This window comes from Acinetobacter sp. ANC 4169 (assembly GCF_002135355.1).
Lineage (GTDB): Bacteria > Pseudomonadota > Gammaproteobacteria > Pseudomonadales > Moraxellaceae > Acinetobacter.
Map to the genome: position 1 here is coordinate 39,198 of NZ_NEGE01000011.1, position 15,022 is coordinate 54,219.

The 15,022-nt window shown below is 45.7% G+C and carries 12 protein-coding genes; 10 read left to right on the forward strand and 2 right to left on the reverse strand.

The annotated features are described in order from the left end of the window. The first annotated feature begins 143 nt into the window (after positions 1-143). The 10 genes from B9T26_RS09635 (at position 144) to B9T26_RS09680 (ending at position 11,835) form a co-directional block, all read left to right on the forward strand. A complete protein-coding gene (locus B9T26_RS09635) occupies positions 144-1,223 on the forward strand; it encodes a patatin-like phospholipase family protein (protein ID WP_086199493.1) in 1,080 nt (359 codons plus the stop codon). Positions 1,224-1,471: 248 nt separating this feature from the next. Continuing rightward, a complete protein-coding gene (hisIE, locus tag B9T26_RS09640) occupies positions 1,472-2,254 on the forward strand; it encodes a bifunctional phosphoribosyl-AMP cyclohydrolase/phosphoribosyl-ATP diphosphatase HisIE (protein ID WP_086199578.1) in 783 nt (260 codons plus the stop codon). Positions 2,255-2,264: 10 nt separating this feature from the next. Further along, positions 2,265-3,770, forward strand: a complete 1,506-nt coding sequence (locus B9T26_RS09645; protein WP_086199579.1) for a UvrD-helicase domain-containing protein — start codon at positions 2,265-2,267, stop codon at positions 3,768-3,770. A 30-nt stretch (positions 3,771-3,800) separates the two neighbouring features. After that, entirely contained in the window at positions 3,801-5,168 is a 1,368-nt protein-coding gene (locus B9T26_RS09650; protein WP_086199494.1) for an ATP-binding protein, read from the forward strand. A 451-nt stretch (positions 5,169-5,619) separates the two neighbouring features. Beyond that, positions 5,620-8,457 carry a monovalent cation/H+ antiporter subunit A gene (locus B9T26_RS09655; protein ID WP_086199495.1) on the forward strand — a complete coding sequence of 946 codons (2,838 nt, stop codon included), beginning with the start codon at positions 5,620-5,622 and terminating at the stop codon, positions 8,455-8,457. 1 nt (position 8,458) lies between these two features. Further along, positions 8,459-8,824, forward strand: coding sequence for a Na+/H+ antiporter subunit C (locus B9T26_RS09660; RefSeq protein WP_086199496.1), 366 nt, complete (start codon positions 8,459-8,461; stop codon positions 8,822-8,824). Further along, positions 8,824-10,629, forward strand: coding sequence for a monovalent cation/H+ antiporter subunit D (locus B9T26_RS09665; RefSeq protein WP_086199497.1), 1,806 nt, complete (start codon positions 8,824-8,826; stop codon positions 10,627-10,629). The genes B9T26_RS09660 and B9T26_RS09665 overlap by 1 nt, the downstream gene beginning before the upstream one ends. A 2-nt stretch (positions 10,630-10,631) precedes the next feature. Beyond that, positions 10,632-11,153 carry a Na+/H+ antiporter subunit E gene (locus tag B9T26_RS09670; protein ID WP_086199498.1) on the forward strand — a complete coding sequence of 174 codons (522 nt, stop codon included), beginning with the start codon at positions 10,632-10,634 and terminating at the stop codon, positions 11,151-11,153. Then, positions 11,150-11,425 carry a monovalent cation/H+ antiporter subunit F gene (locus B9T26_RS09675; protein ID WP_086199499.1) on the forward strand — a complete coding sequence of 92 codons (276 nt, stop codon included), beginning with the start codon at positions 11,150-11,152 and terminating at the stop codon, positions 11,423-11,425. The genes B9T26_RS09670 and B9T26_RS09675 overlap by 4 nt, the downstream gene beginning before the upstream one ends. A gap of 11 nt (positions 11,426-11,436) precedes the next feature. Continuing rightward, positions 11,437-11,835 (forward strand): Na+/H+ antiporter subunit G, encoded by a 399-nt coding sequence (locus B9T26_RS09680; RefSeq protein WP_086199500.1) that lies wholly within the window; start codon positions 11,437-11,439, stop codon positions 11,833-11,835. 72 nt (positions 11,836-11,907) lie between these two features. Here B9T26_RS09680 and B9T26_RS09685 read toward each other — a convergent pair whose 3' ends face one another. Both B9T26_RS09685 and infB read right to left on the reverse strand, forming a co-directional pair. After that, positions 11,908-12,315, reverse strand: coding sequence for a ribosome-binding factor A (locus B9T26_RS09685; RefSeq protein ID WP_086199501.1), 408 nt, complete (start codon positions 12,313-12,315; stop codon positions 11,908-11,910). Then, positions 12,315-15,020, reverse strand: a complete 2,706-nt coding sequence (gene infB / locus B9T26_RS09690; protein WP_086199502.1) for a translation initiation factor IF-2 — start codon at positions 15,018-15,020, stop codon at positions 12,315-12,317. The genes B9T26_RS09685 and infB overlap by 1 nt, the downstream gene beginning before the upstream one ends. Positions 15,021-15,022: the final 2 nt, after the last annotated feature.

Sequence of the window (15,022 nt, forward strand, 5' to 3'; positions counted from 1 at the left end):
TTCATCAAATGCGTTAAATCTAATAGCATAAATCACCTGTGATCTTAGAGTGACTACATAGTCACCAACTGAATCATCTCGCCATTGTTGCCCTGAGCTAGCGACTTAAAATAAACATATCCTTGTATATTTAATAATAGATCATGACGCAAATCCTGCAGAAACGTCCACCAGCATTAAACATCCGTGCCGGTCACTTGGCACGTCAATTGATTGAAAAAGACGGTTTACTTGCCCAGCAAGTCGATATTATCCCTGGCGCTGCAGGTGGTCCCAAAGGGATTGGTATTCAAGGCTTGGATCAGGCCATTTTCGGTGATTTTTTGGCTCGGGTACCACAGCATAGAACCCTGATTGGCTCATCTATTGGCAGCTGGCGCTTTGCCAGTATTGCTGCCTGGGGGGCGAAAGAAGGGACTGAGCGTCTTGCAGAGCTTTATACCAACCTGTATTTCCATAAAAAAATGACCCGTCAGGAAGTCGGTAATATCTGCCGCGAGATGCTGGTTAATCTGATTCAAGATAAAGAGCAACAGTTGGTACAACATCCAGATTATCATCTTGCAGTGATTTCGGTGAAGGCCCAACATATCTTTCAAAGTGACCAAGCCTTGCCGTTGCTGGCTTCTGTGGCAGGCATCGTCAGCAGCAATGCCTTGGCACGCAAGCATAACCGTTTATTTATGCAGCGGGTCATCAGCCAACCTGAAACGGGCAAACAGTTTAAGGTACAAGATGATTTTGTCACGCATTATCAGACTTTAACCCAGGACAATGTCACACCCTGGCTAATGGCATCTGCATCCATCCCCGGCGTTATGGCAGCTATTCGGGATATTCCAGATGCGCCCAAAGGCAGCTACCGTGATGGGGGTTTAATTGATTATCACCTTGACCTGCCCTTTGAAAGTCAGGGCATTGTGTTGTATCCGCACTTTAGCGACAGCATCACCCCGGGCTGGTTCGACAAGATGTTGAAAAAGCGTAAAGCCAATCCTGAAAATCAGGCACGCACTTTACTGCTTTCACCGTCACAGGACTATTTGCAATCTTTACCCTTGGGTCGTTTGCCTGATCGTAAAGATTTCACCTTGAAAGGCCTGGATCAGAAACAGCGGATTCAGATGTGGAATCAATCAGTCGCAGAAAGCCAGCGTTTGGGGGATGAGTTTTTGGAGATGGTGGCGAAACAAAATTTTCCGCAATTTATGCAGGATTTATAAAACCATGTTGAGAGAAACCTGTACATGATCAGGTTTCACTTAACGCTGGATCATTGCATGAATCTATTTTCCAAGGCTTGAGATATTATAAAATTTTTTGTAAATAAAGCACCTGAGCCATTTTGAGTCAAAATCCAAAATGATCAGGCGTATATTTTTTTCTCAAAGCAGCGCTAATCACGTACACTATGCAGTGGCGATTTTTATTCGCTGTTTTCCATTTTGAACATATTTTTGGTGAAATTCTCATGAACAACTTGCAATGGCTCGATGAAGTAAAATTTAACGAACAAGGTCTAATTCCTGCCATTGCCCAGCATCATCAAAGCGGCCGTGTGCTCATGGTCGCGTGGATGAACCGTGAAGCCTTAGCCTTAACTGCGGAAAAAAACCAGGCGGTATATTTCTCTCGCTCGCGTCAAAAATTGTGGCATAAAGGTGAAGAATCCGGTCATTTCCAAACCGTGCATGAAATCCGTCTGGACTGTGATGCCGACGTGATTGTGTTGCAAATCGAACAACACGGCGGTATTGCTTGCCATACCGGTCGTGAATCGTGTTTTTATCGTAAATTAACTGCAAATGGCTGGGAAATTGTTGATGCACAATTGAAAGATCCAAAGCAAATTTATGCTGAAAAATCGACCAATCCACACACCCTTGCCATGAATGCTTCGACTGCCCAATCTGAACAAGTGGAAGTTTTAGATTATTTGGGTCAGATGATGGCAGAGCGTAAAAAAGCCGATCCAGATTCCTCTTATGTGGCCAAGCTGTATCACAAGGGTTTAAACAAAATTTTAGAAAAAGTTGGTGAAGAAAGCGTTGAAACCATCATTGCAGCGAAAGACTTTAAAGCCGAAGCGCATGAAGATAATAAAAACGATTTAATTTATGAAGTGGCAGATTTATGGTTCCATACTATTGTGATGTTGGGCTATTTCGATCTTGAACCACAACGGGTACTCAACGAGTTGGCACGTCGCCAAGGCTTGTCCGGCCTGGTTGAAAAAGCCAGTCGTCAACATTAAGCCCATGACTGTGTCTGATTCGAAAAAACCGAGCGCCACTTATGAGCAAGCGATTGCCATAGATAATGCGCGTTTAGGCAAATCCTTTAAAGTGATTGCCTATGCAGGCACAGGTAAAACCACGACTTTACAAATGATCAGTGATGCCATGCCCGAGCGGCGTGGCATGTATCTGGCGTTTAACAAAGCCATTGCTAGCGAGGCGCAAAGTAAATTTCATCGCAACGTCGACTGTCGCACCTTTCACTCGCTGGCTTTTCGTAGTGCGCCGCGTGGCGTGACTGACAAACTGCGGCTGCCACGTTTAAGTCCGAGTTTTATCGCCAAGGAATATCGACTGCAACCGATTACCCTGCGCCGGATGATGGGCGGGCGTTATGAAAAATATGTGATGATGCCATCGCGTCTCGCCAGTCTGGTGGCCAATGCGGTCAGTTATTTCTGCTCGACCAGTTCACAATATCCTGCACCGCGTCATCTGCAAGCGCCCAGCTGGTTACATCCAGACGATATTGAAGAGCTGCAGAAACATTTATATCCGGCCATTGAACGGCGCTGGCTCGAGTCGATTGATCCCAATCATCAAGCCGGTATTGGTCACGATATTTATCTAAAACTTTGGGCACTCTCAGAGCCGAATATCCCTGCCGATTATGTACTGTTTGATGAAGCGCAAGATGCCGATCCATTAATGCTGGGAATTTTGCTGCGTCAAAGAAATACCCAGGTGATTTATGTTGGCGATGCCCATCAACAGATTTATGCCTGGCGTGGTGCGGTCAATGCCATGCAGCAGCTGCCGCTGCCTGAATCGCGCTTGACCACATCATTCCGTTTTGGTGAAGAAATTGCCTTGAATGCCAATGCCATCTTGGGGGCATTAAACGAGACTGTACCTTTACTTGGTAATCCGCATCTTAACTCCAAAGTGGTCAATAAACCGCATACCAAACAACGTGATGCGATTTTATGCCGTACCAATGCCCGGGCCATGGAACTGCTGCTTTCCGGACTGGTGCATGGCGACAAAGTCAGCTTGCAGGCCGATCATGCCAAACTAAACCGTTTTGTCGATGCCGCCAGCATGCTGAAACAGGGTCGCCGTGTGACTGATGTGCCGGAACTGGCCTGGTTTAATTCATGGCATGATGTACATGAATATTGTGAAACCAATGATGGTAGTGACATTAAGCCTTTGGTGAAACTGGTGGATGATCACGGCACCGATCCACTCAAAAGAGCCTTGGCCAAAATCACCCCGATTGAACAAGCTGACTACATTATTTCGACCGCACACAAAGCCAAAGGTCTGGAATGGGAGCGTGTGCATATCGAAGATGACTATCAATTCAAGGTCAATGAAAAAGACCATAAAATTAGTGACGAAGAGTTAAGATTGCTTTACGTGGCCTGCACACGTGCTAAAGTAAGTTTAAATATTCACCACATTTACGATCTGGTACAACAGCTGAAAAAGCAAATGCCGGTATCGCTACGTAAAGCTGTGGGAGAATAATTTTAGCTTTAGCTGCAAGGCAGGTGTTTTATGAAAATCGATTCTATTCAACTCAAACACGCGCTTCATTTTGCCGATCTCAAGCTGAAATTTAACGACAAGCCCGTCACCCTGATTCTAGGCGATCAAAGCTCCGGCAAAACCGGCATTTTAAAATTTACCTATCAGGCACTGACTTGGTTTGCGGCACGCTATAAAGACTTGCGTGCGACCGGTGTGGTGATGCTGGATCAGGACATCATGTTTACCCGCCTGCAATCCAAAATTGATATTCGGGTTCATATTCCGCCCGATATTGGTACTTTAAATGCCTCTAACGAAGCTGGAGACAAGACACTCACGGTTTGTGACTGGCAAATTTATAAAACCTTAAATAGTCATGGCATTGGCACCAGCAAGGCCGAAACCCAACAATTAGACAATCTGGTGGAGCTCTATCATAACGCGCTCAAACACGATCAGCTGCAAGGCTTGCCCTTAATTGCCTATTATCCGGCAGAACGCTTTGTGAATGAAATGAACATTCAGAGCAAGAATAATCCGGTGGTTTTCCAGACTTCACATGCCTATGAAATTTCCACCATTCCCTATACCACCTTTAGCCGGTTCTTTGAATGGTTTCGTGAAATTAGCGATATTGAAAATGCCCAGATTGCACAGCTGTTTCAGCAGCTGGTGTCGCATCCTGCCATTCAGAAGAATAAAGAAAATGATTTTTTGCAACATCTGGTGAATGCACAAAAACAAATGAACGCGCCTAGTCTGGACGCTTTAAAACAGGCCTTAAGCACCGTTCTTCCCGATTTTGAAGATATTTATTTGCAGTATCAGCCCAAATTGCAGCTGATGGTGAGTTATGCAGAAAAAACCATGCTCTATCAGCAGCTTTCCAACAGTGTCAAAAACTGGATCGCCTTGGTGGGAGATATCGTACGGCGGTTGTGCCTGCTCAATCCCAACAGTTTATATCCCTGCCTGGAAGGTGATGGCATTTTGCTGATTGATGCCATTGATCACCAGCTGGATCAAAATACTTCTCAAGTGATTTTACAGCGCCTGCATCAGGCTTTTCCGCGTCTACAAATTATTGCCACTGGCAATCGTACCGAATTGCTGGAACATGCCACTGAATATCAATGCTTAAAACTGGAAAATAAACTGCTGTTTGATATGCAACTACAGCCTTTGCAGGAAAAGTTTGACACCATTTATGAGAACCTGGTGTTTAATGAAGAAGTGATTGAAACCGACACTTTAACTGAACCTGAACTGGAAAGCATCACGCCACAAAGCCTGTTAGAACAGATTCAACAGCATTTAAATGGTGAACAGCAAACCGAATTGCTGCGTTTAATTCAACAACAGGATGATACATCTTCTCCCCATCCTTTGCCTTGACTGAAAAGATTGAATTTAATTCAAAAAAGTTTCTATCTTAAAAATACTCCATTCTGGGGCGTGATCTGGCTAAACACGCTGCGCCCCTTTTGCATGGACAGGCGTATAATAAACAGGGTTTGTTGACACTTCGTCTATGTTTGCGACAGATACGTCTCATGCTCAATTTTAGCCTGCAGTACAAGCCATTTATGAAATGTCGACCAACCCTGGTGTGTGCGCAAAAATAATTGATGTTGTTTTACTCATGTCAAAAGATCATGTATATTTAAAGTTTAATAGTAAAATCCGATTTTACTATGACTTTTTACAGGTTGCGCAACACAGCTTGTTTTTCATTTTTTAACTCAAACCGGCTTTCAAGATTGAAAAGTTTGGATAGCTCTTTGCAGTCCTGTAATCATTGAAAGATAAGATTCACGCTTAGGTGTTTATCGCCTAACTCACGACTTTGGATATGAGTGTGCTACCGATTATTATCTTGTTACCGTTAATACTAGGCACAACCCTTGTCTCGTGGCTGAAATTTTCACGCGGGGTGACGGCCTTAGCCGCTATAGGGGTCAGCCTGAGTAGTCTGACCCTGTTACTGATGCAAGCTAAAGATGTGTTTAATGGTGGAACAGTCACACAAACTTGGGCCTGGTTACCCCAGTTAGGTATTGATTTAAGCTTTCGTCTGGATGCCTTAGGCCTGTTATTTTGCTTGCTGATTAGTGGTATCGGAACGCTGATTTATATTTATGCCTATTATTATTTAAATCCCAGAAACTCCCTGAGCAAACTGTATCTTTTGCTAATGCTGTTCATGGCCTCCATGCTCGGCATATCACTTTCTAATAATTTAATTTTACTGCTTATTTTTTGGGAACTCACCAGTATTTCCTCCTTCCTGCTGGTGGGTTACTGGAATAATTATGAAGCGGCACAACGTGGTTCACGTATGGCGCTCACCATTACCGGCATGGGTGGTTTGGCTATGCTGGGCGGTTTCATTCTGTTAGGTCAAATGACCGGAACCTATCAGATTGACCAGATCCTTACGATGAAGGATCAAATTCAGCATCATTCATTATTTGTTCCAACTTTATTGCTGATTTTAACCGGCGCCTTTACCAAAAGTGCCCAGTTTCCGTTCCATTTCTGGCTACCGAATGCCATGGCTGCACCGACCCCGGTTTCTGCCTATTTACACTCTGCCACCATGGTCAAAGCCGGAATTTTCCTGCTGGCCCGTTTTACCCCGATTTTTGTCGGTGCCGCGCTGTATCACAATATTGTGACTTTCGTGGGCTTGTTCACCTTATGTATGGCTGCCTTCTTTGCCATTTTCAAGGAAGACTTAAAAGGCTTACTGGCCTATTCCACCATCAGTCATTTAGGCCTGATTGTGTGCTTACTGGGGATTGGCTCACCCCTAGCGATTGCTGCTGCCATTTTCCATATTATTAACCATGCCACCTTTAAAGCTGCCTTGTTCATGATTGCCGGGATCATTGACCATGAAACCGGAACCCGTGATTTGCGTAAACTCAGCGGTATCTGGCAATTGCTGCCCTTTACTGCAACCCTGACCATGATCACGGCTGCCTCTATGGCCGGTGTGCCCTTGACCAATGGCTTCCTGTCCAAGGAAATGTTCTTTACTGAACTTTTGGCCAATCTGTCCGGCCCAGTACTGATTTTTTCTGCCATTGCCGCAACGCTGGCGGGAATTTTCGCAGTAACGTATTCAGTACGTTTGGTACATGGCGTATTTTTTGATGGGCCTGTAGGCTCGCAGGTACCCAACCACAAAGTGCATGAACCCCCTTTGGGCATGCGCTTACCTGCAATACTGCTGGCGGTTTTATGTATTTTGGTCGGCCTTGCACCTGCCCTGCTGGTGGAAAATATTGTTAATTCAACTGCACGTGCCAGCACTCAAATACCTGACTTTGCCGGTACCCATCTAGCCATCTGGCATGGTTTTAACCTGCCTTTGCTGATGAGTGCAATTGCGTTATTTGGCGGGATCATTTTCTATTTTGCTTTGGCCAAAAATGGAAAAATTCGTGACATTGACCTTGATCCACTGCTCGGAAAATTTCAGGGCAAGGTGCTGTTTGATTTATTTCTCAAGCACCTGTTACTCAGTTCACGCAAGTTCAAACGTCAAACTGAAAATGGCTCACTGCAAAGCTATCTGATGTGGATTGTGCTGTTCAGTGCCGCTTTGCTGACCATGCCTTTTATCCATCAAGGCCTGACCACAGGCACACGTGAACTTACCCATGCACCGGCTATTGCCATTGTACTGTGGCTGCTCTTGTTCTCGGCCTGCTGGATGATGCTGTGGTTCCATCATGAACGGATTAAGGCGGTACTGATTAGCGGTGCAGTTGGTCTTGTGGTCACCCTGGTTTTTGTGACCCTTTCTGCCCCTGATCTGGCCTTAACCCAAATCACGGTCGATGTGGTTACTACAGTATTGCTACTGATGAGCCTCTCCTTGCTGCCACAGCTTACCCCTTATGAATCCAGCGTTTCGCAGCGCTGGCGCGATGCCCTGATTGCGATTGGTGGCGGTCTGGGCATCGGCTGGATTAGCTGGCTGATCTTGACCCGTGACCACAACTCGATTTCATGGTTCTTTATGCAACAGTCGCTTCCACTCGGTGGTGGCTCCAATGTGGTCAACGTAATTCTGGTCGACTTCCGTGGTTTCGATACCTTCGGCGAAATTACCGTACTCGGCATTGCTGCCATAGGGGCACTCTGTCTCATGGATGGCATGCGTGCACACGGTACCAGCATTACCCAAGGACTGACTTACCGCTTTAACCCTTCGCCGTTGATGTTCCGTATTACCGCATCCTGGGTATTGCCTTTGGCATTGGTGGTGAGCCTGTATATCTTCCTGCGGGGCCATAACCTGCCAGGCGGTGGATTTATTGCCGGTTTAATTACCTCTTTGGCTTTGGTAATCCAGTACATTGCCTTAGGCCAAGACCAGGCTGAACAGATGCTAAGAGCCAAATCAGGCCGCTTATATGAAATCTGGATTGGTTCAGGACTCACTATTGCAGGACTGACCGGGCTGGGTGCCTGGTTCTGGGGACGTCCATTCCTGACCAGTGCCCATATCCATATTGCTCCGCCCCTGTTGGGTGATATTCACTTAGCATCTGCTGCATTATTTGATGTCGGTGTGTATGTCACCGTGGTCGGTGCCACCATGTTGATGATTTCAGTCTTGGGTGACTCGCGCCACTCCAGCATGTCTGGTCCAGTATTGAAAGGGGAATAAAATGATCAGTCTCGAATTTTTACTTGCCTCTGCCATTGGCTTACTCACTGCAACAGGCATTTACCTAATCTTGCGTGCCCGTACTTTTCCTGTGGTTTTAGGATTGGCGATGATTGGCTATGCGGTCAATTTATTCCTGTTTGCCATGGGACGGATTCAGGTCAATGCACCGGCTGTCCTGACTGAAACCAGCAAGGCTACCGATCCTCTACCTCAAGCGCTGGTGTTGACCGCCATTGTGATTGGCTTTGCTACCACCGCCTTTATTGTACAACTGGCGTTACGCAGCCGTTATGAAACCGGAACCGATCACGTCGACTCGAAAGAAGAAATCCCCCTGATTGACCCGCGTGAGGATGAGCCTTAATGAATGCGATCCTCCAGTTCTGGACTGAACACACCCCGATCTTTAGCATTTTAATTCCGGCATTTACCGGCTTTTTGCTGGTTCTTTTAGGCAATCCCGGGCCAGGTTCGTTATCACGTGACTGGCGACAGCCTTGGCGTCGCGGCATCAGTTATGTCTCGTCAATACTGGGATTAAGCACTGCCATAGTGTATTTAATATTCGCTAGTAGCGGGCAAATCAGTACTTACAACCTCAGTGAATGGTCTGCACCGTTTGGAATTGTGCTGGTTCTGGATCAGCTTTCTGCCCTCATGCTGGTGCTGACCTATGCCCTGGCGACACCGATCTTATGGTTTGCCAGTCACGCATGGGATGCAAAAGGGCGTTATTTCCATGCCATGTTCCATTTTTTACTCATGGGCTTATGTGGCGCATTTCTGACCGGCGATTTATTTAACTTATTTGTATTTTTTGAAATCCTGTTGATGGCCTCTTATGTCCTGCTGCTCCATGGACAAGGCAAGGCACGTTTTCAGCTCGGCATTCATTACGTCACCATCAACCTGCTGGCCTCTGCACTGTTCCTGATTGGTCTGGGCATGATCTACGGCAGTGTCGGCAGTTTAAATATGGCCGATGTCGCGCGTTTAATCCCGCTGTTAGAACCGGATCAGCATACCCTGGCGGTTGCAGGTGGCTTGCTGCTCTTTGTGGTCTTTGGCATCAAGGCTGCCATGTTGCCGGTCGGCTTCTGGCTGCCAAAAACCTATGCCGTTGCCACCACTCCCGTGGCTGCCATTTTCACCATTATGACCAAAGTGGGCATTTATGCCATTCTTCGGGTAAATGGCACGATCTTTGATGACCAATTAAGTCAGGGCATTCTGGCAAACTGGTTACTTCCAATCGGCCTAGCCACCTCAGTCTATGGCGTGATTGGCGCCATTGGAGCCGAGCGTTTACGCCGTTTTGTCGGTTTTATGATTTTATCCTCCATCGGTACCCTGCTGATTGCCATTTCACTGTTTAATACTTTGGCTTGGGCTGCAGGACTGTACTATCTGGTTCATAGCACCATTATTGGCGCTGCGTTTTATCTGCTCTCGGGCTGGATTACTTCACAACGCGGTGAATTCAAAGATCATTTCAATATTGCTCCGAAAATAAAACAGCAAAAAGCGGTGTCATTGACCTTCTTTTTGATTGCTTTAATGATGGCTGGCTTACCGCCTTTTAGTGGATTTTTAGGCAAGGTTTTTATCTTGCAGGCGACTTCGCATTCCCCTTATCAGGGCGTTATTATTGCGATGGTGTTATTGGTGAGTTTGCTCAGTATTATTGCCTTTACCCGGGTTGGCTTCATTCTGTTCTGGCGTGCCAGCAAACCTGAAGATCATCCGGAAACTGAAGAGTTTAAAGCTTATCAGGCCCTACCCGATCGAGCTCCTGCACGCAATGACAAAACCATTTATCTGTTGTTATCAGGCTTGGTGCTGTATATGGTTGGCGCAAATCCGATTCAGCAATATATGTTCAAAACAGCTGAACAAATCCAGAACAATGGCTTATATGAACAGGTTATTTTGCATAAAGATAATCTGCATCAAGTGATTAGTGTGCAGCCTTATAATTCTGAAAATTTACCCGAAACCAAATATGGCGGTGAAACAGTTGATCCAAATGCCCATCTGATTCCTTATATCATCTCTGAAGATACGCTCGAAGGTGAGCATATTTCAGAATATAAGCAGCGTCAGATCAGGCAGCAGCAACAGCTCTCCACCTATCCGGATGATGTCAAACTCAAGCCTATGGAGCCTTAAGCATGCAAAAAACATCGTTTTGGGAAAACTGGCTGCCTCATCCCTTTGTTTCCGTGATTGTGGCATTAAGCTGGGTCATGCTGTCACATAGCCTTGATCCGGCAACCTTGCTCATGGCTTTATTACTAGGCATTGCCATTCCACGTTTAGTCAAACCTTTTATTGGCCATACTCCTAATATTCACTGGATTTTGGCTGTAAAATTATTCTTTGTGGTGTTATGGGACATTATTGTCTGTAATATTAAAGTGGCCAAATTGGTCCTTGGTCCAACCCATAAACTGCATCCCAAATGGTTTCGTGTGCCTTTGGAAACTCAGCATGAACAGGTCAATGTTTTACTTGCCCTGATTATTACCACCACTCCGGGTACAGTGACAGCAGGGATTGATCATGATCGTGGCGATATTCTGGTTCATGCCTTGAGCACCGATAATGCCGAAATTGATATTATCGAAATTAAAACCCGTTATGAAAAAGCACTGATTGAAATCTTTGATGTGGAATTAGGAGAAGATTCATGAGTATTTTGCCTTATGCACTCGGGCTGTGTATGGTCGCAATCACTGTTTCCATGTTTCTTTGCCTGGTTCGTATGGTAATGGGGCCATCCATCGTAGATCGGCTTTTAGCATTGGATACCCTATTTCTAAATGCAACCTGTCTGGTGGTCATTCTGGGCATCTATTGGGCCAGTACCTCCTTATTTGAAGGCGCGCTTCTGGTGGCCATGCTGGGATTCGTTTCTACCGCAGCCTTGGCACGTTACTTTACCACTGGCCATGTGATCGACTAGGAGCTACAGCAATGCAACTTTTCATGGAAATCCTGGTCTCGATTTTTTTATTGATTGGCTCCTTCTTTATGCTGGTAGGCGGCATTGGTATGGTGCGCCTGCCCGATTTATTCATGCGCCTGCATGCACCGACCAAATCCAGCACCTTGGGACTCGGCAGCTTCTTAATTGCCGCCATGATTTTTTCAGCCTTTCAGGGACGTTTTGGTTTTGCCGAACTGTTGCTGACTTTACTGGCGTTCATTACTGCGCCCGTGTCTGCAAACCTGATGGCACAGGCAGCACTACATTTACGTTTACGTTCAACCAGTGGTGAAGTCCCGGAAGCGCTGGATCGTCCCTTACCCTGGCAACGTACCCGACGCCGTAATCCAAAAGCAGAAAAAGACTCACATGATGATCTGGCCTGAAATCGGCTCATTTTGAGTAGAATAAATTGCCATAAAAAAAGCCACCCGAAGGTGGCTTTTCTTTTTTAACAATTATTCATCATCTTTTTTTGCATCATCAGCTGCAGGTAAATCCTTCACTGCTTCTGCAATCAGACCAAACATATAGTTACCATATGCGTTGGTTTTGTCGTAATGGAAACGCAAGCGAGGCGTTATACGTGTCTTGATACGACGACTGAGTTCGTGACGCAAGAAACCGGAAGCCTTATTTAAAACTTCCAAGGTATCTTTGTTTGCTGCTTCACTTTGCTCATCGCCCAGCTCACGACCCATCACGGTCACATAAACTTCGGCATATCCTAAATCTGGGCTAACTTTCACCGCAGAGATGGTCACCAGACCACCTAAGCGTGGATCTTTCAGCTCTTGGCGAATCAGTTCAGACAATTCACGCTGAACTGAATCTCCCATACGCTTCAGACGTTGACTACCCGCCATTAAAGACTCCGTTTAATCAATTGAACATCATACACTTCGATCTTATCGAGTGCTTTGATGTCTTTATAGCCTTTCACCGCAAGACCACATTCCATACCGGCACGAACTTCTTCAACCACTTCTTTATAGCGACGAAGAGATTCAAGCTCACCTTGGAACACAACCACGTCATCACGTAATACGCGAATCGGTTTGTTACGATGCAATACGCCTTCAAGTACCATACAGCCCGCAGCCGCACCGAATTTACTTGAGTGGAACACTTCACGTACTTGCGCAACACCAAGAATCGTTTCACGATGCTCAGGAGCAAGTTTACCGCTCATTGCCGCTTTCACGTCATCAATCAATTCATAGATGATGCTGTAATAACGAATGTCGATACCATCTGCATCTGCTTTTTGACGTGCAGTATTATCAGCACGTACGTTAAAGCCAAGAAGAACAGCTTCAGAAGATTCAGCAAGGGTAACGTCAGACTCGGTAATTGCACCTACACCTGAACCGATCACACGAACACGAACTTCATCAGTGGCCAATGCTTGCAATGCTACCGTCAATGCTTCCAATGTACCGCGTACATCAGTTTTAAGCACAACGTTCACATAAGGAACATCTTTTTTGCCCATAGATGCCATGATGTTTTCAAGACGCATTGCACTTTGACGCTCAAGACGTTTTTCACGTTCACGGGACATACGTGCATCAGCGACTTCACGTGCTTTCTTCTCATCGTTAACAACAAGAACTTCGTCACCCGCCATTGGCGCTTCAGGAAGACCCAAGATTTCTACTGGAATCGAAGGACCTGCCGATTTAATACGTTTACCGTTTTCATCTACCATCGCACGAACGCGACCATAAGATGCACCAGCAAGCACTAAATCACCCACATTCAATGTACCGTTTTGTACCAGAATAGAAGCAACCGCACCACGATCTTTATCTACACGTGCTTCAATTACAACACCTTGTGCAGCACCTTCTTCAGATGCTTTCAATTCAAGCAATTCAGACTGAATTGAAATCAGGTCAAGTAATTCATCGATACCTTGACCAGAATGTGCAGAAACCATTGCTACAGGTACGTCACCGCCCCATTGTTCAGGCACGATTTCTTTGGTGGTCAATTCGTTCAATACGCGATCTGGATCGGCAGATTCTTTATCCATCTTGTTGATTGCAACAATGATTGGTGTACCTGCAGCACGTGCATGATCAATTGCTTCTGCGGTTTGTGGCATTACACCATCATCAGCCGCAACAACCAGAACCACGATATCAGTCGCTTTCGCACCACGTGAACGCATTGAAGTAAACGCTGCGTGTCCCGGTGTGTCTAAGAAAGTGATAATGCCTTTATCGGTTTTAACGTGATATGCACCGATATGCTGGGTGATACCGCCCGCTTCGCCCGCAGCCACTTTGGTACGACGAATACGGTCAAGAAGCGATGTCTTACCATGGTCAACGTGACCCATGATCGTTACAACTGGCGCACGAGTGGTTTGAACGCCACGCGCTTCTTCAGCTGCTTCAAATAAGTTATCTTCAGCTTGAGTATCCGATACTAGAACTGGGTTATGACCCATTTCTTCAACCACAAGTGCCGCAATTTCTTGCTCAATCGCCTGGTTCTGAGTAACAAGCTCACCCATTTTCATGAGTGATTTGATAACTTCGCGAACTTTAATCGCCATTTTCGCAGCTAAGTCAGCAACAACAATGGTTTCACCAATTTCAACATCATAAACTTGTTTTTTAACAGGTTTTTCAAAGCCATGCTTGTTGCCTTGGCTGGTTTTCAAACCACGTTTATGCTGGTTATGGCTGAAAGATTGCTCTTCCTGACCACGACGTCCGCCTTTTTTCGGTGCACGTGTACTTGTAGTATTACCACCACGTTTAATTTCACGGTCTTCTTTTGCAAATGAATCTTCATAAGCCTGACCAACAAGGCCAGCCGCCAATGGAGAATCATCGACAACACGAATCGTTGCGGTAGTATCTTCAGAGGTATACTTAGAAGCCATTTGACGCATTTGTTCAAGCGTACGTTGTTGCGCTTCTTCAGCCGATTTACGACGTGCTGCTTCTTCAACTGCTTTTAATTGGGCAGCTTGCGCTTCACGTGCTTTTTTCTGTTCAGCCGTCTCAACCTGTTTAACCGTTTGTTTTACAATTGGTTTGTTGTTTGACTTACGCTTCACAACAACAGCAGCTTTTGGTACTTCTTGCTTAGCCGTTTCTTGCTTAGCAGCAGCGCGCATTGCTTCTAAAGCTTGTTTAGCCTTAGATGCGCCTGGTTGAGGTGCTTCAGTTTTTTGTTCAGGATTAGCAGCAGATGCAGTTGCATCCTTGTCTGCCTGTGCTTTAGCAAGTGCTTCAGCTTTGATTTGTTCAGGATCAGGCTTAACAAACGTGTGTTTTTTACGCACTTCAACGTTAATTGTCTTTGCCTTACCTGATGTACTAGCCACTTTAGCAGTACTGGTTGTTTTACGTTTCAACGTGATTTTTCCTGCATGCCCATCGTCTTGACCATGAACTTTCTTCAAATGGTTAACGAGGGTATTTTGTTGTTCAGTGGAAATAATATCTTCAGCTTTACGTTGCGGTAAACCTGCGTCACGAACCTGCTCTAGGAGCTTCTCAACGGGGCGATCCACGCTGAGAGCCAACTCTTTAATCGACTTGTCCGTCATAT